We start from the raw sequence: 19,228 nt of genomic DNA, 5'->3' as shown, positions 1-19,228 counted from the left end.
CCGATTTTAAGAGCTCCAAATCGCTCTTATCTTCCCATCCAACCCGGATTCGTACAAAATAAAGGCTGCAAACGACTCTTATCCTCTTCGCTCTGGCTAGAAGCAGGGCACAGGCCGAACCGACACGATGAAACGACCTGCGACACGTGCCGGGTACGATAAGAAAAGCCTCAAGGCGACCAAACGTAACCTTTGCCGCGATGACCCTGTATAAACCGAGGCTTTTTTTAGGTCAAGCGGTTATCTATCTCACTCGGCCGGCTCCCCCTTGCGGAGACAACCCCTTATCCATTTAATCGCCCTACAGCTAGGGACAGCAAGAGGCCATCCAGCCTCAAGCCTCCCCTGCGATCCGTTATTCCCCGTACACCCTGACTTCCACAATCTCCGCGTGCCGGCTTCCGTTTGTCGCCTCCACAACGATTCTCACCCGATCGCTGCTCGCCGGTTCGCTCAGCCGGTGCACGCGCTTGCGCTTGCGGTTATCCGTTATGCGCTCCAGCGACTGCCACTGACCGTCGATCCAGGCTTCGATCCGGTAATCGCGCACCAGCTCCGGCATCGTCACGAACGGCGTACGATGATGGTGAAGATTGATTAAGTCCTCGTTGACGTCATCGTTAAAAATCAGCTGCAGCTCCTCGATCCGGACCGCCTGCTCCCAATCGAGCTGGAGCCATTGCTCCTGTCCGGCCGGCGTCGGCTCCGACATCCACTGCTGCGGCCCCCCATATGGACGGCGGTATCCGTTCCGCGCCTTGTCGGGCGCGTACGCCGAAGTATCCCCGTCAGCACGGAAGCAGAACGGCTGGCGCGTTTTGCGCTGCATGCGCCATTGGATAACCGGCTGGCTGTGGCCGTGGTATTCCAGTTTCGACGGCGCATTCGGCTCCAAGCCATTGAAGAAGATCAGCACGCCGGTTAACGGCTCGCTGGCATGGTACAACTGCACCGAATCGTTCGCTTTGACGATGACGAAAGCGTTCTGCGCTGTGTCCGGCGTCCAGGCGAGCTCGAAGCGCACCCATTGAGAGCGGCCCGGCAACACGGAAGCTTGGCTGCTCGCCCGAAGCGTGTGCGGCAAATAATTTTCCTTGCGGCCGGTATCCCACAGCTCGACCTCGACGGTCGTCGCCGTATCGGCATCAAGCAGCAGCTCAAGGCCGTCCAGCCGCGGCTCCACGGGGAACAGCAAAGCAGCGTCGCGCGTGAGCCGGTAGCGCTCCTCCCCATAGCTCTCCTCGCTGAGCCGCATGAGCGTGCTGGAAGCGCTGGTGCGGGCTTGCTGCGCGAGATCGAGACTGTCCGCGTTGCGAAGACCGATGATCGAAGCGTCCTGACGCAGCAGCGTCTGACGCAGCTCGTCGCAGTGGCTCGCGTAAAGCTCGCGCGGTGTAACGCCCTTGGCGGCGCAAAGTGCGGCGCCGGTGCCGGCAGCTTCCCCGATGACGGCGCACGTCGCCATGACGCGGGTCGTCCCGAAGGCGACGTGCGAAGCGCTGATGTCGCGGCCGGCCATCAGCATGTTGTTCACGTTGACGGAATATAGCGAGCGGAACGGAACGTGATAGACGCCGTCCGCATGCAGATGCTTCGAGCCGCTTTCCGTCGAATACATGCCTTGCGGCGGGTGCAAGTCGATCGACCACCCCCCGAACGCTACGCCGTCCTCGAACTCCCTCTGGGCGAGAACGTCGTTCTGGTTCAAGACGTAGTCTCCTACGAACCGCCGGTATTCCCGCTTGCCCGGCAGCGCTCCGACCCACTCCAGCGTCATATTGGCGCTGTCGAACTTCCCGGAGTTTTTAATGTAATCCCATATCCCGTATATGACCGCCCACAGTTCGTCGCGAATCCGCTCGTTATCGTGCACCGTATCCAGTTCTCCGCCCCACTCGATCCACCAGTAATGACAGCCGGAATCGCCGCTGCGGATCACCCTTTTTACGGGAATTGTGGTCTGGGTGATGTCTTTGGCGAATGAAGGCGGGACATAACGGACCGGATGACCCGCATCTTTCGTATAAAACAGGAGCGTGCTGCCGAGCGTAATATCGTCGGCCGTCTCGGGCGCCCATTCCTCGTTGTACTCGTGCCGGGCTTCCCTGCCGATCCGGTACTTCGCTCCTGCCATGAAACCGACAAGCCCGTCCCCCGTGCAATCGAGATAGACTTGGCTCTCGAACCGGAGCCGCCTTTCAGAACCCATCATCCAGCCGGTCACGGAACGGATCGTGCGGTTAAGTTCATCCCCGTCCGCTTCCACTTCGTGCACGTCGGTATTCAGAAACAGCCGGATGTTCGCCTCCGCCTTCACCGCTTCCAAAACGACCAGATCCCACATGTACGGGTTGCCGTCCGGATTGCGGTACTGATTCTCGACGAACAGTTCCCCCATAATCCCTGTCTCGCGCGCATAACGATGGGTGCCGTGAGCGGTAGCTCCGCAAACCCATACGCGAACCTCGCTGCTGGAGTTCCCACCCAATACCGGTCTGTTCTGCACGAGGGCTACCGTTTGCCCTAATCGGGCTGCTGCAATCGCCGCACAGACGCCGGCCAATCCCCCGCCGATTACCGTTATATCGGTCCGTACCGTTTCGTTACGCATAGCCAAAACCACCTTAATCGAGTTATGATATATATAATTTCATCATATCATGTCGTAATTAAGTTAAAATACACGATACAATCCAATTCGGTATCTTTTATTTCAACTAACAAAGGAGGTATACGATGACGCACAATACCGGCATCAGATCGATGCAAACCGACGCCAGCCCCGCAGCTTTCCCCGCTTTCTCCTCTCTGTTCGGGCTTCACTGGCAGGTGAACGAATATACGTATTGGGAAAAGAAGCAGGAGTTTTTGCTCGATACGGACACGTATCCGAGCTGGTGCCTGTTTGCGGTCGAGAACGGCTCCTTCTCCTACGAGATTGGGGAAACTTCGGGCGTGGCGAGCAGCGGAGTTCTCGTTCTCTGTCCTCCGCATGTTCCGTTCAGCCGGACGATGACTGCTCCGGGGCTGTCGTTTCATTATGCGCGGCTCGATCTGATCCGCCGTTGTCCGGTAAGCGAATCGGAAGAGACGGACAGCCGTCCCGCGATTCCCGTCTCCATTACGCCGGGTGACCGCAGGCGGTTGTTCGACTCGTTTGCCAAATGGAAAACGATCAGTCCCCTCCCAATCGCCGAACGGCAAAAACTGCTCAGCCACTATTGGAACGACATCTGGACGTCCTGGTGCCTGGAGCTTCTGTCCGCTCCGAATCCACGTTCCTTACAGCCTCCTCAGGACGAGCTGATGAACCGGGCCGCCAAACTTCTGGAGCAGCATTGCTCCCAGCCTTACGGAGTCAAGGAACTGGCTCACGAGCTGGGCCTCAGCTCGGTCCAACTGATCCGCCGCTTCCGCTGCGCTTACCGGTTAACGCCCGGCGATTATTTAACGTCGCTTCGAATGGAACGGGCCTGCCGCATGCTGAGGGAAACCCGGATGACCGTCGACCAGATCGCCGCCGTTTGCGGCTACGCGACCGGGCATTATTTGAGCCGCTTATTCGCGGCGCGGATCGGTGTCGCTCCTTCCGAATACAGGAAGCGTCATCGGGTGTAGATCCTTGCCGGATGGAGAGCTTCTAAGGATTAAGAAAAACCGTCCGGGAACGGCTGGACGGTCCTTTGACGTGCATACCCATACGTATACGCGGGAATGGGTACCTTCGCTCCAGCCGCTCGCCCTCAGTCGTGTTGTCTTGTTTCGACTTGGCGGTAACAACACGACTTCAAATGCGGCCCGTGTGGATTTTGGCGAGATTCATGCCAAATTCACACCCAAACTTTCCGCTTCGTAAGGAGGCTTTCCTGGTAAAGAATGTTAATAAAAGCAAAGAACCGCCCGGCAAGCGGAACGGTTCTTCTCTTCTGCGGATACTCGAAGCCGTATTCGACGGCACAGACGCTTCACATTCTGAATTTTAACTTCCGGAAGCCTTATTTATAGAGCTTGTTCAGAATACGGTTCAGCAGTACGGCCGTTTCCGCTCTGGTCGCACAACACCGTGCTCCGTAACAAGCTCAATTTGATGCTTGGCGCTTGGATCGGTGAGTCCTGCTGTCGGCAGCATCACTTCGATGTTCTGCGCCCCTTTTGTCCCTTTAACTTCGCCGGCTTCGGCTTCGTTCAGCGCCTTCGCCAAAGCTTCCGCGTCGATTTCCGCCTTTGCGGCCGAGGGTGCTTCATCGAGCTTAACATCGGCTGTCATTCGTCCGTCCGATTCAGGTGCCGGCTTTGGTGGTGGTGTCGGCTTTGGCGGACGTCTCCTCTTCCTCCTTCACCTCGATCGCTACAGGCTGCGTGTAAATATCGTAGACCGGAGAACCGCCCGACGTATTCGTGTAGCGAAGCGTTACGTATGCGGTGCCGTTCGCTTTGGCCGTCACCTTGCCGCCGCTTGCCTCGATTATATCGCGGCCGCTTAGTACGACGATTTCCGGCGTTACGTTCATTGTGGCGCCGGCATACGTACGTACATCCGCCTTCAGCTCGGCCTGTCCGCCGACCATCAGCTGGACTTTTTGCCTCGACGGACGAATCCGGTCCGCCCAATCGGAGGACCAATGGTTATAGTCCGTAGTCAAGCCGTAAACGCCCATCGCAAAAGCGTTCTTATAATCGTTCATGTCCCTGTAAGTCCACGGCCAAATCGTAATTCCGCGATGTTTGGACGCTTCGAGAAAAGGTTTGCCGAATCCCGGATAGCTGGTGTTAAATGTCGTGTTCAACGGTTGAATCGTATCCAATACGCGGTAGAGCGACCGGGAAATATCGTTGTCGTTCGCTTGCCCCCCGGTCAGGAGGCCGAGTGACATGCCAGGCATTTTCTCGTTTACCCGCTTGATTTGATCGCCGATGAACGAAATCATGACGACCTGGTCCTCCACGTCATATTGCTCGATTAAAGCAAGCATCGGATCGATGACTTTCGGATTGTACGTCTTGATTTCAATAAAATGAAGCAAGTCTTTCCCTTTGAATTCCTGGAAATATTCTTCCAATGTAGGTATGCGGGCATCGGGATATTGTTCGGGAAACTGCTTGTTCGCAAGAAGCTGCTTCAGTTCGGCTAGCGTATAGTTCTCGATGCTGCCCGTACCGTTCGTCGTCCGATCCAGCGTCGTATCGTGCATAATGACGACTTTGTCATCTTTCGTTATATAGATGTCGTTCTCGACGATATCCGCGCCCTTCTCATAAGCGAGCACCGCGCCTTCGAGCGTGTTTTCCGGCGCCAGCGCCGGGATCCCGCGGTGTCCGATAATCCATGGCTTGCGTACGAGCGTAGTGTTCTTGTCGTACGTCCCGAGTACATCATGCAGCGTGTCCGGGGAGAGGGTAACGATTCCGTTAACGCCGGAAGTTATCAGCTTGTGATGAGCAATCTCATTCGGAAGCGGCCCCCTTCCCGTATGCTTCGCCCAAACGGTAATGAGCCTTTCCTGCAAATATTCTACATGTTCCTGCGATGCGGATCGCTCAGGCAAAAGCGCGATTTTCGCCAGATTGGCGTTCGTCGTTCTCCGGATATCCATCAGCTGCTTATGCGTTAAATTTGCCGCGGCATGCGGGAAGTCGATTATTCCGCGAATGATCGGATAAGCGGTACGCGCCTCTTTGACCAGCGCCGGCTGGTCGGAGACGATGAACGCATCGGCGATCCCTTCGGCTTTCAAATATTCGACGAGCTTCGCTACCGTAGCCGAATCGTGCACATAAAAAGCGGGAATCGTTTTACCGTCAAGCTTCTGCAAAGCGTCCCCCAGCGGCATCAAAACTTCTCTCCGCTTGACGCCGGTTACCTGCAAGCTCTCGTTCACATGCAAAATAACGGTAGCCGGACGCTTGTCCGGATTGATCGTCCAGTTCTGCCCAGCACTCTCGACCGCTCCGATAATACTTGGCGCGAGCGATATTTTGGTTAGTGGCTCCACAACGTTCGCAAAACTGCTGTCCGGCAGCTTCGGCAAAGCTTCCTGCTGCAAAGTCACTTTCACGCGCGCCACTTTCATCAAGCTGCCGTTTGCCTGCAGCCCGATGCCGCCTTTCGCATATGCATGCGCCATGCCGGTGTTAACGATCAATGCATCGTTAATGAATTCCTGTACGCGTTCATTATGCGCCTTAATCGTATACCGGTAAAATTGTTCCGGCTGAATCGCTTCCTTGTACGACTTGGCTTCCATGACATTCCAGCCGTTTGCCGGTGTCCGTTCGGCGAATTCCACGCCATTCGAAGCGGCGGCATTTTGCCGTACAGCCATTTGGTAATAAGGATAGTTGTCATTTTGCACCCGGAACATGACCGAATGCCAGCGGGACGAATCGTTTGCCTTGGCATGCGTCGCTTCGGCTTCGATCTTATAGTTGCCGAACAGCTTCAGTTCGTCCGGAAGCAACACGCGCATTGCAGTCCCCGGCACCGTCGCATCGATCTCGAAAACGCCGTTCTTGACGCCCGCGCTCGTACCGGCCGGTTGTTCGATCACTTTCCACCCGTCCGGCAGCGAGCCGTCCGCCACACCCGCAAAATCGCTCTCGTACAGCACATATTCGCCTTCCGCAGCCGGCTTGGCAGCCACCAGCAAGTCGACGGCCGCCGCGCCGACGGTTGCGCGCACTTTGTGCAGCCCTTTCTGCTTTGCCGTCAGTGTCCCGCCGTTCATAACGACGCCGCTGCCGTCCGTGCTCCAGGTAAGCTCGCTGCCTTTTACCGTCCCTGTCGTAAAATCGTTGAAATCGGCTTGGAATTCAATCGTGTTCAAATCGACTGCTTGATCGACGTTCGCCAGCAAATAGCCGGGCTCATGCCGAAGCGTCGTTACTTGCTTGCCGGACAACGACGCCATTACCTGGATTTGGCGAGTAGCCGAAGCATTGTCGTACACCGCCGTCACTTCCGCCGTACCTTCCTTTAAGGGGACCAGCTGATTGTTCACTACCCGGATAATCGCCGAATCCGAGGAATACCACTTGATCCGATCGACAGGAACCGATTCCTTGATCCCGTCGGAAAACACGACTTCGTTTGCCGCTGCAATCGGCCCCGACAGCGCCTCCACTTGCGCAGGAAGCGCAAGCTGGATATGCTCTGCCCGAATGCGCGTCACCTTCAAGTGATTAACCGAAATTTTGCTTTGATCGGCTTGAAACCCGACTTTGCCCCTCTCCAGCAGCAGACTGCTCATCCACTTGTCGGTCAGCAGATCGTATGCCGGTTTATCCACTTCTTTTATGTAAAGCTTCACATTGTGATCGAATGCTCTCACTTTGAATGAGTAGTCCTTGTTCAACTCCAGAGCTTTGCCCCAGCTCCCGGTAACCGGCACATCCCAGCCGTTGTTCGCATTCCGGAAAGCGATCTCGTACGTGCCGTTTTGTCTCATGGCCATCTGGTTGTACGGATGCAAGCCGGCGGACGGAGCGCGGAACATTAGAGACGCCCAGCGTCCCGTATTAACCGCTCCCTGGAACTGCAGTTCGGCTTCCACGGTGTAGTTGTCCCACTGCACGGGAGCAAAAATTCGAGCTTGCTCGCCTGTTGAGTTACCGTCAAACACGAGCCTGCCGTCGCCGTATACGTTATTTACGACTCCGAACGGACTGCTGCCGGCGTTTACGTTCGAAATCCACCCGAACGGAATTTGCCCGTCCGCATAACCGTCAAAGCTTTCTTCCAGCAATACGTCGCTTGTGAAGCCCGTTACCGGATTCGATCCGTCCAGCTTGACGATACCGAAGCCGTAAGTATCGTTCCAGAACGACTGCCTTTCGAACGCGCTCCAAGCTTTGCTCGGTTTCACCATTTTCCCTTCGCCGTTTACAAAACTCGAACCGACCGTCAATTCCATCCCGATTTGTTTCATCAGATGCGGATCAAAATCGAGGAACTTCCAGGGAATGGCCGTCTCCAGATTCCAACCTTTATCCGTTTTGCGGATTGCCCGCAATATTTGCTTTTCGTCCCGGTTTTTGTTCGTGTCGGCCGCGCCGAAGCTGAAATACGGGGTCGACGTACCCGATTTGTATACGAAGCCGAGCTGCACGTCTTTGCCTTGGTAGGGCGTAGATTGGTGAAGCTGCGGGTCGAGAAAAATCGTCACGTTCGGATGATCCCAATAGTAATCGTCCGGCGTATTAGTCGGATCCTTATCGACGTTCGGGCTTTTGGACAAATTGGGATCTTCCGTCGCTACGCCGATGTACAGATGCTTGTTGTCCCACACCATGCCGAACCTGGATTGAAGAGAATCGGCGCCTTCCGCGCTTAGTACGGTCTGAACGTTCCCGTTCAGCGACCATACGGACTCGTCCAAATTGCCGTCGATGATCGGCTCCGCCAGCGTTTGCCGGATCGGCAGCTCCTTACGCCCCTCGGCCGCCTCCGCCCGATCCGCATAGGCAGGGAGCAAGCCAGCCAACATAGCGATAGCAAGTATAGATGACACTGTTTTTTTTCCGCGTCTCATGCCTCACATTCCTCTCCCGGAATATCTAAAGATGAAACCTTTTCTAAACCACAAATACCTCCATTATTTTTCAGTTTTTCATTATTGCGCATCCCCTCATTCCCGGTCGCAGATTGGTAACACAATCAACACAGCTATTAAGTTAAACTAATTTTGTATGCGGAGAATTATCTTCAGGTTAATATATTATTGAGTTGGACCGTCACGGGTAAGAGAGGCTTACGATGTAGGGGAACATTTGCGGATCTTGATTGGCCATGGAAAATGAAGGTTTGAGGTACGGAGTTAGAGACAGCAGCATACTCAAATCTTTTTTGGGGGATTGCACCTGGCAAAAGAAGAGGCTAGCGGGTAAACAGAGCAGCTCCATGCTCTGTAGAGTTCATTCAGAATACCGAGTAAAGGCGGAAGGAAGCGGTTTGCAGGAGAAAGTTGGGCTTGCATCCCATAGGAGAGGTTATTATCATCATTCTGGTGTCTCGGAAAAACAGTTAAGATTACTCCGGATCGTGCCAAGGTACTTTTGCCAGGCAAAACCGCCGGCTCAGCCCTCCCTATCCATTCGGCCGCGCTCCTGCCCCGTCCGGGATTTCGCCACACAGCCGAACCGGTCCATTTTGGCTCGCATATAGTCAATCCGCTGCCGGATCTCGCGTATTTCCGACTCGGAAGGAGCAGTCGCACCCGGATGCGGCGATTCGGTCTCGTCACCGAAACGTGTCAAGGCTTCCGCGCTTTTGCCAAGCCAAGCCGTAAACGCAGAGCCGATAAGCTGCAGCAACGTTTCTTTCTCACGCCGCGCCGCTTCCCGCGTATTCCGTTCGATGGTCACCGTTCCCGTCTTCATCACGATCGTCTACCCCGTTCCACTATTGTTCTTATAGAGGTTATTCAAAAAGTCCACTTTTGATCACGAAGCCGATCAGGAAGCCGATCAGGAAGCGTACTCGACATCGAATATGGAATTCAGCCGGAACTTCCGGTGCTCACGTAACTCCCACTACGCTCCGCTCCTCATTTCCTAGCTTCATCCCATCTTCTCGGTGCTGAAAACCGGACTTTTTGAACTCGCACTTATAGCTCAACAATACCGGAAAGCGGCCGGATGCAAAACGGACCCGGGACTGTCTGCAAACCCCGACTTTAGTCGAGCGGACGTTCCGACCTGTGAGAGCGGCTTTTTCCAGCTGCCCGGCTAAACTTGAGCATGCCGCTTGGCCGACCGGCCGCCGTTATGCAGCCATACATACGCGCCGGGAGCAACGTACGGCTTGCTGCATTCCGCAAGAGACTTCCCTGAACAAGCACCGTTCTCAGCCTTTTCAGCCTGCGCCGCAGCCGTTTCGCCGCCCGAATCGTAATTTCGTTCACGACGCCAGGTCCACGCTTCGCCTTTCTGAGGTCCATTCTCACCATGACGCTTCTTCCTCCTCCACTCGTCGGCTAGTCATCATACTTCCTTTCCAGTATGCCGCCCGATCATTAACCCGCCGTCAATTGGATGTAAAAGTTTCACGAACTCCAACTGCCGAATTGGACCAAATATTTATGGTACCCGGTTCTGCGGTTCCACTATAATGGGAGAAACAACGTTGGACCGGCAAGGGAGGAGATTGATGGTTATGTTCGAACATCCCGGTTTAAAATGGGGGTCTTTCGCGATTGCGATCGCCGCATCGCTCCTTCTGCTGGGCTGGATCGCCCGCGGCAAACAGGAACATGAGCCTTATCTGTTCTTGAAGCTGTTTGGTTATTCCGCGCTTGGAGCTTCTACTTTTATCTTGAACGGGATTCGTCTTCCCGTTGGCTTTCTTTTGTATCTGCTGTTTTTGGCCCGACCCCGCACGAACCCGAAAGTGAAGCGCCGCGCCGCTTTATTCGGTCTTTGTCTGTTTTTGCTGAACGCAGCAGCTCCCACTTGGGAGAGGATGATCTATGAGCGCGACATTACCGTTGCAGCGCCCGCCGGCAATCTGTTTGCGATTGATTTCCGACACCACTGGCAGAGTGTGACCTCCAAGCTGGCTATCACGGGCGATACGCGGCTGGAACGGTTTGAGGCTAGGTACAAGTCGGATGGAGATTTGCAGCGACTTCGGTACGAATGGATCGAAAAACGTTCGGATGGCTTCATCTACTACCGGGCCGAGCTCGATCCGGGAAAATCCAAAGTAATAGTGAAGCGGAATCGTTTGGATGGCGGATGGGTACAATTCGACCGGTCGATCCCGGTAAGCCGTTTCCTGCAAAAACTGGACGATACGGAGCTGGCGTCACTTAAACCTAGCACGGACTTTCCGTATTACAGCCTGAAGGCTGACGGCGCTTCCGTAAACTACGGCATCAAGAATACGAAATCGTTTATACTCCGGGAGACCGGCATCAGCCCCATCGAACCGTCCAGGCTTCCGGTTTTAGGATATTGGCTGGCGGCGTGCGGATCCGGATCGCCCCATGGCTGCGACGAGCGGGCGGATTATTTGTTTGATTCATAAGGCGTTTTGCTCCGTACCTCTCGAATTAAGCGGCTTGATGCCGATCGGATTACGCGCTGGCCGCTTCGCCATCGTGTTGCCGTCGTTGCGACCGTGCCTGCCTTCATTAACTATTGGAAAAAGCGGTCCCTCACTTCCGGAGACGGCAGCAAACAGCACTCGTTGCGGCCAAACCAGCGGTACCGGTTGCGGGCAACCGTATCGTATACCAAGTCCCTGAGCGGTGCAGGAACCGCTGCGAACGCGTACAGAACCGGCCACAACCCGCCCAGCTTCCGTGCAACCTCCAAGGCCGCTCTGGACTTGATATACACCCGCCCGTCCCGGATCAGCCTAAACGTATCCCGCGCCGCCTCACCGGAGCTGCCGGTTTGCCCCGCTTGTTCCAGCAAAGCTTTACCCGCAGCCGAGTCCAGAGCAGCAAACCGGTAGAGGGCGCGCCGGTCCCGTTTAACCACAAAACGGACGATCCAGCTGCACATCGCGCAATAACCGTCATACAAAATGACATCGTAGTTTCCTTCGCGAACTTGCCCCGCCATGACCGTTCCCCGCCTTTCCGGCCGCCCCTGTACTCGTATTGTACCTCGTTCCGGCCTTTGCGCTGCAGTTCCAAATTTGCTATAACGGTATGCCAAACAGGTACTAGATTCTGTAGTACCTCGGTCTGAAACGGACCCCGTCCCCGGCTCCGGTGCGCAGCAGGCACTTATTTCTTTAGTTATCAAAAGCTCCAGGAACGGACGGGGCCCACGCCGGTTGAATGGTACAAACTCCGCGTTTCTTCTGAACCGACCGGCCTGGGACCACGATTCCACCGTCGTCACACAGCGAAACATCGGACATGTTAAGAATGCGCGAAGTACTAGATAGCTTCCCGGTTGTGTTTGTCCGGTTGTTCGTCCGGCTGCGTTCGTCTGCCTACGCATATCGCTGGCGCCGTCACCCGTCACGTTCGCGACCGCCGTTTTCCGGCTTCTCCGCCTCCGGAACAAGCCCCCCGCGCCGCACCTTCGCCACCGCTTCCTTGCTGCTTTTCACCCGGAGCTTTTTCAGCATTTTGTTTACCTGGTTTTTCAGCGTACTTTCCGCTTTATACAGCTTGCCGCCGATCTCCCTTTGGGTGTATCCGGCCTCCAGCAGCCCGAACAGCTCCCGCTCTGCACCGGTCAGCTCCTTCAACTGCTCCTCCCGTTTCAGCCGGGCAAACTCCTTCAGCAGCACTTCCATCGGATTTGAGCTTCGCATGACGGTGCGGATCGTTTGCGGCAGGCTACGGTAGTCCGTCTTTACCACATACTGAACCGCTCCGGCGGTAAATGCTCTTGTAATAACCGATTCCTCCTCAAGCGAGGTCAGCATAATGACCTTCGCCGGCCGCACCTCCAGCAGCTCCATCGCGGCATAAATCCCGTCCACCTGCCCCGGCGTCAGGCATATATCCATCAATGCCACATCGAATTCGAGCGTACCCGCCAGCCGGACCGCCTCCTCACGGCTCGTCGCAGCGCCGACGACCAGCATGTCCGCTTCCTTGTTCAGAAAAGCGGTCATCGCTTTGATCCAGTCCGGATCGTCCTCCGTAATGAGTATTTTGATCGGCTGCATCTTGTTCCCTCCTCTCGAACGAATCTTTGCTCTTCCCGGGGTTCGGTACCTCCCAACCACTCGAATTCACTCTTGTGGTCACTATCCAAGCTGTGCTTCCGAACCCCGCAACCGCCGCTTCCCCAGGTCGCTCGCTCCACGCCAGCCGACGCCTCTACAGCTCCGGGTTGTACGTACCCGGCCCGGCTCCCTATGGCAGACGTTTAGACTTCTCAGTCCATGGATTAACCTTCCAACCGCTTGTTTCCTGGAAATCGGAGCGTCACGACCGTTCCCGCCCCTTCCCGGCTTGTCACTTCAATCGAGCCGCCGATCTTCTGCATCACCTGGTAGCCGTACGTCAGCCCAAGCCCGAAGTTTCCTCCGCCGCCGGTATGTTTCTTGGTTGTATAAAAAGGCTCCAGCACGCGCGCCAGCCGGTCTTGCGGAATGCCCGGCCCGTTGTCCCGCAGCGACAGCTCCACATATCGTTTGGAGGCGGCGATCCTGACATGCAAAGTTCCTCCGCCCGGCATCGCTTCCATGGCATTGGTGACCAGATTGGAGATCACTTCGCCCACATGAACCGGATCACACAGAACGATCGGATCACATTCGAAGTCCGTTTCTACCCTGATCCCGCTTCGCTCCAATTCGGCAGACCGCGATCGCACGTTTTGCTCAATCAGGACACTCAGCCGATTCGGCCGCTCCTCCAGCACGATCTCCTGCATCTGCCCGTGTATACGGGCTACCATCTGTTTCATATGATCCGCCGATCGGACGATCAGGTCGAGCTGTTCCGCCGTCTCCGCATCCTGCTGTCCAAGCGCAAACTTAATATTTTCCGCGGACATCGAGATTTTAGCAATTTCGTTTTTGATCGTATGGTTCAGCATCGCCGTTCCCGAACTGACGGCCGTCACCGCGCTTTCCAGCGGATCTTTCTCCAGACGCACCTTAACCCCCAGCACGCCGGAGCCAAAAGCAAACGCCACGCCCGCGAGCAGCGAGTAGGCGATAAAAAAAGCGATGTAATGAAAAAAACGGAACCCCGGCTCCCATACGTTCGCTACATTAATCAATACCGCAATAGCCGCCAAAGTCGGCACCGCCAGCACTGCAACTGCAAGCTTCTCGCGCCTTTTCCAGGCAGACGGCTCGCACCTGTACGCCGAGACGAGCAGCCAGCAGGAGCAAGCATAATAAGGTACGGCCCAGAAGAGCAGCGTAAGGAAAAAAGCGCGCTCGTCCGGAATCGTCCAGTACACCGCTGCGGCCGCGGCGGCCGGAAGGAGCAGAAGCAGCTTCAGCTTGGCCCGGACTTTGCGAGAGAACCGTTCCGCATACACGAGAGCAAACACCAGCACGCCGTACGGCGTTAACGTATGGTTGAGCGTCGCCAGCCCTTTTGCCGCAAAAGCAGCGAAGTCGGACCACATACTCGTTCCCGCTCGTTCCGTCAGCTTGAACAGAAGATCGTCCCGGATATAACCGGCCAGACCGCCGGTGCTCGCAAACAGCAGAAAAAAAGCGGCCCACCGGTTGGCCTCCCGCTGCGGATGCAGCTTGTATAACACGCATGCAGCCGCCAGCAGCGCCGCAAAATAAACAAGCATGCTTCCTCACCCTCTCCTAGTCGCTGCATGCCGGATTGCGGGTACCTCTCTAGCACGATCATACCCTTTGACTCAAACGGATTTCAAGAGGGGCGGGGGACGCACGCGAATCCAACCCTTTCCAGCGCAAAGAAGAAAAAAAGCAGCCTCCCGGAACGAAGAGAAGACTGCTTTCCATCATAGAGTATGCATCATAGGGGCCCGGCAAGGCGCTATCCAAGGCACATGCCGCGTCTGCGCGCCCCCGAGCTTGCCCCCCTACCTGCGACTGTATATACGCGCGGCCGATCCCGCCCTCTTTCCTGCCGCTCCTGGACCCCGTAAGCGCCGTGCTCCCAAAAATCATCCTTTGAAGGAGAAAGTGAGTTTAGTCGGCGAATACGGCCATTCTCACACAAACCGGCTTGGACGCTTGCGCCGTATGTCCGGTGAATTCCAGCTTGCCGGTGCTCCGGTCGACGCGAAACACGACCAGATTATCCGTATCGCGGTTAGCGGCGATCAGAAACGCACCGTCCGGCGAGAGCGAAAAGTGACGGGGATGTCCTCCTCTGGTGGACGTATAGTCCACAGGCGTCAAAACGCCCGAATCCGGATCGACCGCATATACGACGATCGAATCGTGCCCCCGGTTGGACCCGTACACGTATTTCCCGTCCGGCGAAATCTGAATCTCCGCACACGCATTCTCGCCCTCGAATCCGGCAGGCAGCGTGGACACAATCTCCAGCTTCTCCATCGTCCCCGCCGAAGCCTCGTAAAGGAACGAAGTGACGGTGGAATCCAGCTCGTTAATGACATACACGTATTTACCGTTCGGATGAAAGACGAGATGCCGCGGACCCGCCCCAGGCTGTACAGCCGTCTCGCCATGCGGCTCCAGCTTGCCCGCCCCGGCATCGATCCGGTAACCTACGATCCGGTCCATCCCCAGATCCGGCACGAACACGAACCGCTGATCCGGGCTGAAAAAAGCCGAATGCGGGTGCGGCCGTTCCTGGCGCTCCGGATGAACGCTGCTTCCCGCATGCTGCTTCGCATCGAGCAGCGGCCCGATCGTTCTGTCTTCCTGAAGTGCGACCATGCCCACCTGACCGCCGCCGTAACTCGCCACAATGAAGAAGCGGTTATCCGCGCTCCGCTGAATATGACAGGTCGACGTATTCACCGTGACCGAACGGTTCAGCTCCGTCAGCTTGCCGGCCGCCGAGTCGATCTCAAAAGCTACAGCGGCCCCTTTACGCTGTCCGTCCTCCAGCTTTTCCGCAATCGCATACAGCTTCCGCGCCTTGGCATCGAGGCTTAGGAAGGTCGGATTTTGCAATCCGGAAACCTGATCGAGCTGCGAGAGCGCCCCCGATTCGGTATCCAGCTGATACACATACACCCCGCTGTTCGCCGCCTCCGCATACGAACCGATAAATACGAGCATTTTCCCCTGATTGTCCGCCACGTCTTGTTTCCTCCTCTTGGCCATCCGTTAGTTTTCCAATTGTACCGGTATCTCTATTAATGTACACTTCCGGGTGGAAGGAAAGCAAACTGCATGTTGCGAGGGACATCCTGCGCATTGCGAATAAAAGGAAAGAGCCCTTGAGCTAGTCAAGGACTCTTGGTATATGCGGTCGGAGGGATTTGAACCCTCACACCCGATGGGCACTACCCCCTCAAGATAGCGTGTCTGCCGTTCCACCACGACCGCAAATCGGAGATAGATGTTAGTTAAAGGAAATGTGAGCCATGTAGGACTCGAACCTACGACACCCTGATTAAAAGTCAGGTGCTCTACCAACTGAGCTAATGGCTCATGGATATGCCCCGACCTTGTTGCATGTTAAGGGGCTCTGCTGTGACAAGCCTTAGATGCTCGTCCCCATGAAATATGAAGATGAAGAAATGGTGACCCGTAGGGGATACTCTCCGCTGACGCTCCGAGACTGCGAAGCGGTTCCTTACGAAGCCAAGCTCCGACGAACCTAATAGGTTCTCATCCCAAGCGAAGTTATTGCATAGATGATGACCCGTAGGGGATACTCTCCGCTGGCGCTCCGAGACTGCGAAGCGATTCCTTACGAAGCCAAGCTCCGACGAACCTATTCCCACTTAAGAAATGGTGACCCGTAGGGGATTCGAACCCCTGTTACCTCCGTGAAAGGGAGGTGTCTTAACCCCTTGACCAACGGGCCCTGTTGCTTGATTCTACTGCCGCCCTTCAAAGCGACAAGTGTTATTATATCGGAATTAGGAGACATTGACAAGCACTTTTTCAAAGCGTTTTTTGGAGAAACGGCATGACCTCAAACCTGATTCTTGGCGGGCTGAACCGCGCTTCAACTCACCCTTGTTCTACGACTTCCATCTCCGGGTATTAAAGGACACCATTGCTGCAGCAGTTGAACGTTTAAGCACCAACTTCAATTTTATGAAACAATCCGAATGTGCTATGCTTTTTCCATATTGGAGGTGATCCGGATGATGCTTGTGTATCATAAATCGAACCAAAGTGTGCTTGAAGAACCGGTGAGGCTGCCCGCCCCGGACGAAGTAGCCTGGATCCGTCTCCGCGCCCCCGAGCCGGAACAACTGCAGCACCTTCTTCAAGACGTATTCCACTGCCACCCGCTGCTCGTCGAGGATTGCATTAAGATGAATCAGCGTCCTAAGATGGACCGTTACAAAGATCATATCTTCATTTCCTTTTATAGCTTAAACCAAAATTTGAGCTCCTCCGAAATCGCGATTGTTATCGGCACTAACTTTATCGTCACGGTGTACAAGCAGGATATCCCGTTCCTTGACGATCTCTACTCGGAGTTTCAGCAGGTGGAGGGAAAGATGGAGTATACGGGACGGATTTTGTATCATATTTTGGACCGGTGCGTGGACGAATATATGGAGCACGTTTACCAGTTGGACGATCGGATTGACCGGCTCGAGCAATCCATTTACCACAATCCGTACGTTCGCGTCGCCCAAGACATTTTCCGGATGAAACGGACGCTTCACATGCTCCGCCGCATCTTTGTGGAGGAACGGACTTTGCTCGGCGCGATCGGTCACCAAAACTTCCCCTATATCCGGCAGGAATCCGACGTTTATTTCGTCGATATTTACGACCATTTGTCGCGCGTCGTCGACTCGCTGGACATTTACAGGGAATCGCTGAACGGCCTGCTGGAGCTGCAGATGAACATGAAATCCGACCGGATGAATGAAATAATGAAGACCCTCACGATTGCCAGCACGTTTTTTATGCCGTTAACATTCATCGTTGGGATTTACGGCATGAACTTCGACCGGATGCCCGAGCTGGACTGGAACTATGGGTATCTGGCCGTGTGGGTCGTCATGGCGGCCGTGGCCGTCGGCATGTGGATTTATTATAAAAAGAAGAAGTGGATGTGACGGGGCTCCGACGCCCCCTCCTGTCGGGTTCTCTTCCCTCAACTTTCTCACGTAACAACAAAAAAGCCGCCCTTCGGCGGCTTTTTGTGTTACGGAGAAAGAGGGATTCGAACCCTCGCGGCTGTTACACCCTAACGCTTTAGCAAAGCGCCCCCTTCGGCCTCTTGGGTATCTCTCCATGAGAAGTAAAAAGCTCCCCGAACAGGACTCGAACCTGTGACAACTCGGTTAACAGCCGAGTGCTCTACCAACTGAGCTATCAGGGAACGTATATTGTTAAATTATCATGAATCGGCGGCCAAGTCAAGCTGGAGCAGTTTCAATTTGCCTTTGCATGTGCCGCAAGCGTATTTACGCGGGTCCATCCTCCGTTTGCGCATATAGGAGGTGCCGCACGATACGCATTCCAGCTTGTACCGAAAAGGCTGCGGCTTTCGTTTCATCCCGAGCGACTGGCAGTAACGCGTACCTCCGACTTCCGCGAGCAGCTTTTTGAAATCTTCGTCCCGATGCTTGTACCCTTTACGCTGCAAATGCAAATGATAATGACACAGCTCATGCTTAATAATTTTCTCGACTTCTTCCGGTCCGAACGCCTCGTATTGATGCCAGCTAATATCGATATGATGGGACTTCATAAAATATCGTCCGCCGGTCGTCCGCAGACGCGTATTAAATGTCGCCCGGTGCAGAAAAGGGCGTTTGAAATCATGCAGAGAGATCCGCTCCACCCATTGCTGCAACTGCCGGTCGTCCATTCGCCCCCCTCCTCCTTCGGTTTCCATGGTGAGTAAACTTTACTTGAATTTGTACTCCATCATAGGCTACACTGTCAAGTAGAACAAGTCGGAACGAACGCCTTCCGCAACCACGCAAAGCCCCGAGAGGAGAACGAAACCGCGATGCCGAAAATGAGATATGCCGTGCTGAAGCTCGGCGAAACTTTGGAATTCGTCGAAATGCCTGCCGATCACGTGTACCAATTAACCGCTTTAAACCGCCGCCTGCATAAAGAGCTGGACAAGCTGACAGCCGATGGCGTCCCCACGCTGCCTCATGTCATAGCTGAATGCGATTCGCTGGATATCGTAGACAACGCATGCACGGTCCTGCACGGACTTGAGTACATGAACGCGCTGGAGCGTTCCTTTGCCCAGCTTGATGAGAAATCTTATCCGCTCATCTCCTTGCTCACCGAGATTCGGGCGCTGCAAGCCCAACTGGAGCAATGGTACGAAGAGGAAGAAGACGCCTGACACATTTGCCGCAATAGGACCTGCACCGCATCCGCCTTTTCCCCATATCCTATAGGTAGTAGCACATCAAGAGTGTGAAAACCATGGAAAGGGGATGGAACTATGCCGCAGTGGCTTTGCCATCAACTGGAGAAAGCGTTTCGCAAGAAGGATATTCGGCAAGTTCGGCTGCTGAACGACTGCTGGTTTTTTTATCGCACACGAACAACCGACTCGAAGGAGTCCATTCATATATCCAGACCGTAAACGCCCCGGAGACAGCGTCCCCAGGGCGTTTCTTCGTTATCGTTCAGACTGGAAGGCTGGAGGGGGAAACCTGCCTTCTTGACCCGTTGCGG

Annotated in this window: 15 protein-coding genes and 5 tRNA genes; 5 read left to right on the top strand and 15 right to left on the bottom strand. The window is 55.1% G+C overall.

What is annotated here, in order from left to right; translation table 11 throughout:
- Nucleotides 1-355 precede the first annotated feature (355 nt).
- Nucleotides 356-2,611: an FAD-dependent oxidoreductase gene (locus IDH45_RS22915; protein ID WP_190930456.1), complete on the bottom strand. Its 2,256-nt coding sequence runs from the start codon at nt 2,609-2,611 to the stop codon at nt 356-358.
- A 125-nt stretch (nt 2,612-2,736) separates the two neighbouring features.
- On the opposite strand from IDH45_RS22915, the gene IDH45_RS22910 reads away from it, so the two are divergent.
- Nucleotides 2,737-3,618: a helix-turn-helix domain-containing protein gene (locus tag IDH45_RS22910; protein ID WP_190930455.1), complete on the top strand. Its 882-nt coding sequence runs from the start codon at nt 2,737-2,739 to the stop codon at nt 3,616-3,618.
- A 406-nt stretch (nt 3,619-4,024) separates the two neighbouring features.
- Here the strand turns inward: IDH45_RS22910 and IDH45_RS22905 are convergent, their stop codons facing one another.
- From IDH45_RS22905 to IDH45_RS22890, 4 genes are all read right to left on the bottom strand, one after another.
- Nucleotides 4,025-4,267, bottom strand: coding sequence for a hypothetical protein (locus IDH45_RS22905; RefSeq protein ID WP_190930454.1), 243 nt, complete (start codon nt 4,265-4,267; stop codon nt 4,025-4,027).
- A 13-nt stretch (nt 4,268-4,280) separates the two neighbouring features.
- Nucleotides 4,281-8,528 carry a glycerophosphodiester phosphodiesterase family protein gene (locus IDH45_RS22900; protein WP_190930453.1) on the bottom strand — a complete coding sequence of 1,416 codons (4,248 nt, stop codon included), beginning with the start codon at nt 8,526-8,528 and terminating at the stop codon, nt 4,281-4,283.
- Nucleotides 8,529-9,072: 544 nt separating this feature from the next.
- Nucleotides 9,073-9,378, bottom strand: coding sequence for a hypothetical protein (locus IDH45_RS22895; RefSeq protein ID WP_190930452.1), 306 nt, complete (start codon nt 9,376-9,378; stop codon nt 9,073-9,075).
- Between the two features lie 293 nt (nt 9,379-9,671).
- The gene (locus IDH45_RS22890) at nt 9,672-9,944 is read right to left on the bottom strand and encodes a hypothetical protein (RefSeq protein WP_190930451.1); all 273 of its coding nucleotides are present in this window, start codon (nt 9,942-9,944) and stop codon (nt 9,672-9,674) included.
- A 200-nt stretch (nt 9,945-10,144) separates the two neighbouring features.
- On the opposite strand from IDH45_RS22890, the gene IDH45_RS22885 reads away from it, so the two are divergent.
- On the top strand, nt 10,145-11,023 hold the full coding sequence (locus IDH45_RS22885) for a cytochrome b family protein (RefSeq protein ID WP_190930450.1): 879 nt from the start codon (nt 10,145-10,147) through the stop codon (nt 11,021-11,023).
- 110 nt (nt 11,024-11,133) lie between these two features.
- Here IDH45_RS22885 and IDH45_RS22880 read toward each other — a convergent pair whose 3' ends face one another.
- The 7 genes from IDH45_RS22880 to IDH45_RS22850 all read right to left on the bottom strand — a co-directional run bounded on the left by IDH45_RS22880 (nt 11,134) and on the right by IDH45_RS22850 (nt 16,415).
- Nucleotides 11,134-11,565, bottom strand: a complete 432-nt coding sequence (locus IDH45_RS22880) for a thiol-disulfide oxidoreductase DCC family protein (RefSeq protein ID WP_190930449.1) — start codon at nt 11,563-11,565, stop codon at nt 11,134-11,136.
- Between the two features lie 400 nt (nt 11,566-11,965).
- Nucleotides 11,966-12,631 (bottom strand): response regulator transcription factor, encoded by a 666-nt coding sequence (locus tag IDH45_RS22875; protein ID WP_190930448.1) that lies wholly within the window; start codon nt 12,629-12,631, stop codon nt 11,966-11,968.
- Between the two features lie 224 nt (nt 12,632-12,855).
- The gene (locus tag IDH45_RS22870) at nt 12,856-14,229 is read right to left on the bottom strand and encodes a sensor histidine kinase (RefSeq protein WP_190930447.1); all 1,374 of its coding nucleotides are present in this window, start codon (nt 14,227-14,229) and stop codon (nt 12,856-12,858) included.
- Between the two features lie 367 nt (nt 14,230-14,596).
- A complete protein-coding gene (locus IDH45_RS22865; RefSeq protein ID WP_317891267.1) occupies nt 14,597-15,682 on the bottom strand; it encodes a lactonase family protein in 1,086 nt (361 codons plus the stop codon).
- A gap of 167 nt (nt 15,683-15,849) precedes the next feature.
- A tRNA-Leu gene (locus tag IDH45_RS22860) sits at nt 15,850-15,931 on the bottom strand.
- A gap of 32 nt (nt 15,932-15,963) precedes the next feature.
- Nucleotides 15,964-16,036: transfer RNA gene (locus IDH45_RS22855), tRNA-Lys, on the bottom strand.
- Nucleotides 16,037-16,340: 304 nt separating this feature from the next.
- Nucleotides 16,341-16,415 (bottom strand) — tRNA-Glu (locus tag IDH45_RS22850).
- Between the two features lie 286 nt (nt 16,416-16,701).
- Between IDH45_RS22850 and corA the strand changes: the two genes are divergently transcribed.
- Nucleotides 16,702-17,634: a magnesium/cobalt transporter CorA gene (corA, locus tag IDH45_RS22845; protein WP_223836893.1), complete on the top strand. Its 933-nt coding sequence runs from the start codon at nt 16,702-16,704 to the stop codon at nt 17,632-17,634.
- Nucleotides 17,635-17,726: 92 nt separating this feature from the next.
- On the opposite strand, the gene IDH45_RS22840 is transcribed toward corA, so the two are convergent.
- The 3 genes from IDH45_RS22840 to IDH45_RS22830 all read right to left on the bottom strand — a co-directional run bounded on the left by IDH45_RS22840 (nt 17,727) and on the right by IDH45_RS22830 (nt 18,392).
- Nucleotides 17,727-17,812: transfer RNA gene (locus tag IDH45_RS22840), tRNA-Ser, on the bottom strand.
- Between the two features lie 15 nt (nt 17,813-17,827).
- A tRNA-Asn gene (locus tag IDH45_RS22835) sits at nt 17,828-17,900 on the bottom strand.
- Nucleotides 17,901-17,918: 18 nt separating this feature from the next.
- The gene (locus tag IDH45_RS22830) at nt 17,919-18,392 is read right to left on the bottom strand and encodes a SprT family protein (RefSeq protein ID WP_190930445.1); all 474 of its coding nucleotides are present in this window, start codon (nt 18,390-18,392) and stop codon (nt 17,919-17,921) included.
- A 144-nt stretch (nt 18,393-18,536) separates the two neighbouring features.
- Between IDH45_RS22830 and IDH45_RS22825 the strand changes: the two genes are divergently transcribed.
- Together IDH45_RS22825 and cmpA are read left to right on the top strand one after the other, a co-directional pair.
- Nucleotides 18,537-18,890, top strand: a complete 354-nt coding sequence (locus tag IDH45_RS22825) for a hydrolase/acyltransferase (protein WP_190930444.1) — start codon at nt 18,537-18,539, stop codon at nt 18,888-18,890.
- Nucleotides 18,891-18,992: 102 nt separating this feature from the next.
- Nucleotides 18,993-19,136 (top strand): cortex morphogenetic protein CmpA, encoded by a 144-nt coding sequence (gene cmpA / locus IDH45_RS22820; RefSeq protein ID WP_190930443.1) that lies wholly within the window; start codon nt 18,993-18,995, stop codon nt 19,134-19,136.
- The last annotated feature ends 92 nt before the right edge of the window (nt 19,137-19,228 follow it).

The sequence above is a fragment of the Paenibacillus oceani genome, assembly GCF_014705615.1.
GTDB classification, from domain to species: Bacteria; Bacillota; Bacilli; order Paenibacillales; family NBRC-103111; genus Paenibacillus_AB; species Paenibacillus_AB oceani.
This window is presented reverse-complemented; position numbering and strand designations above follow the sequence as displayed.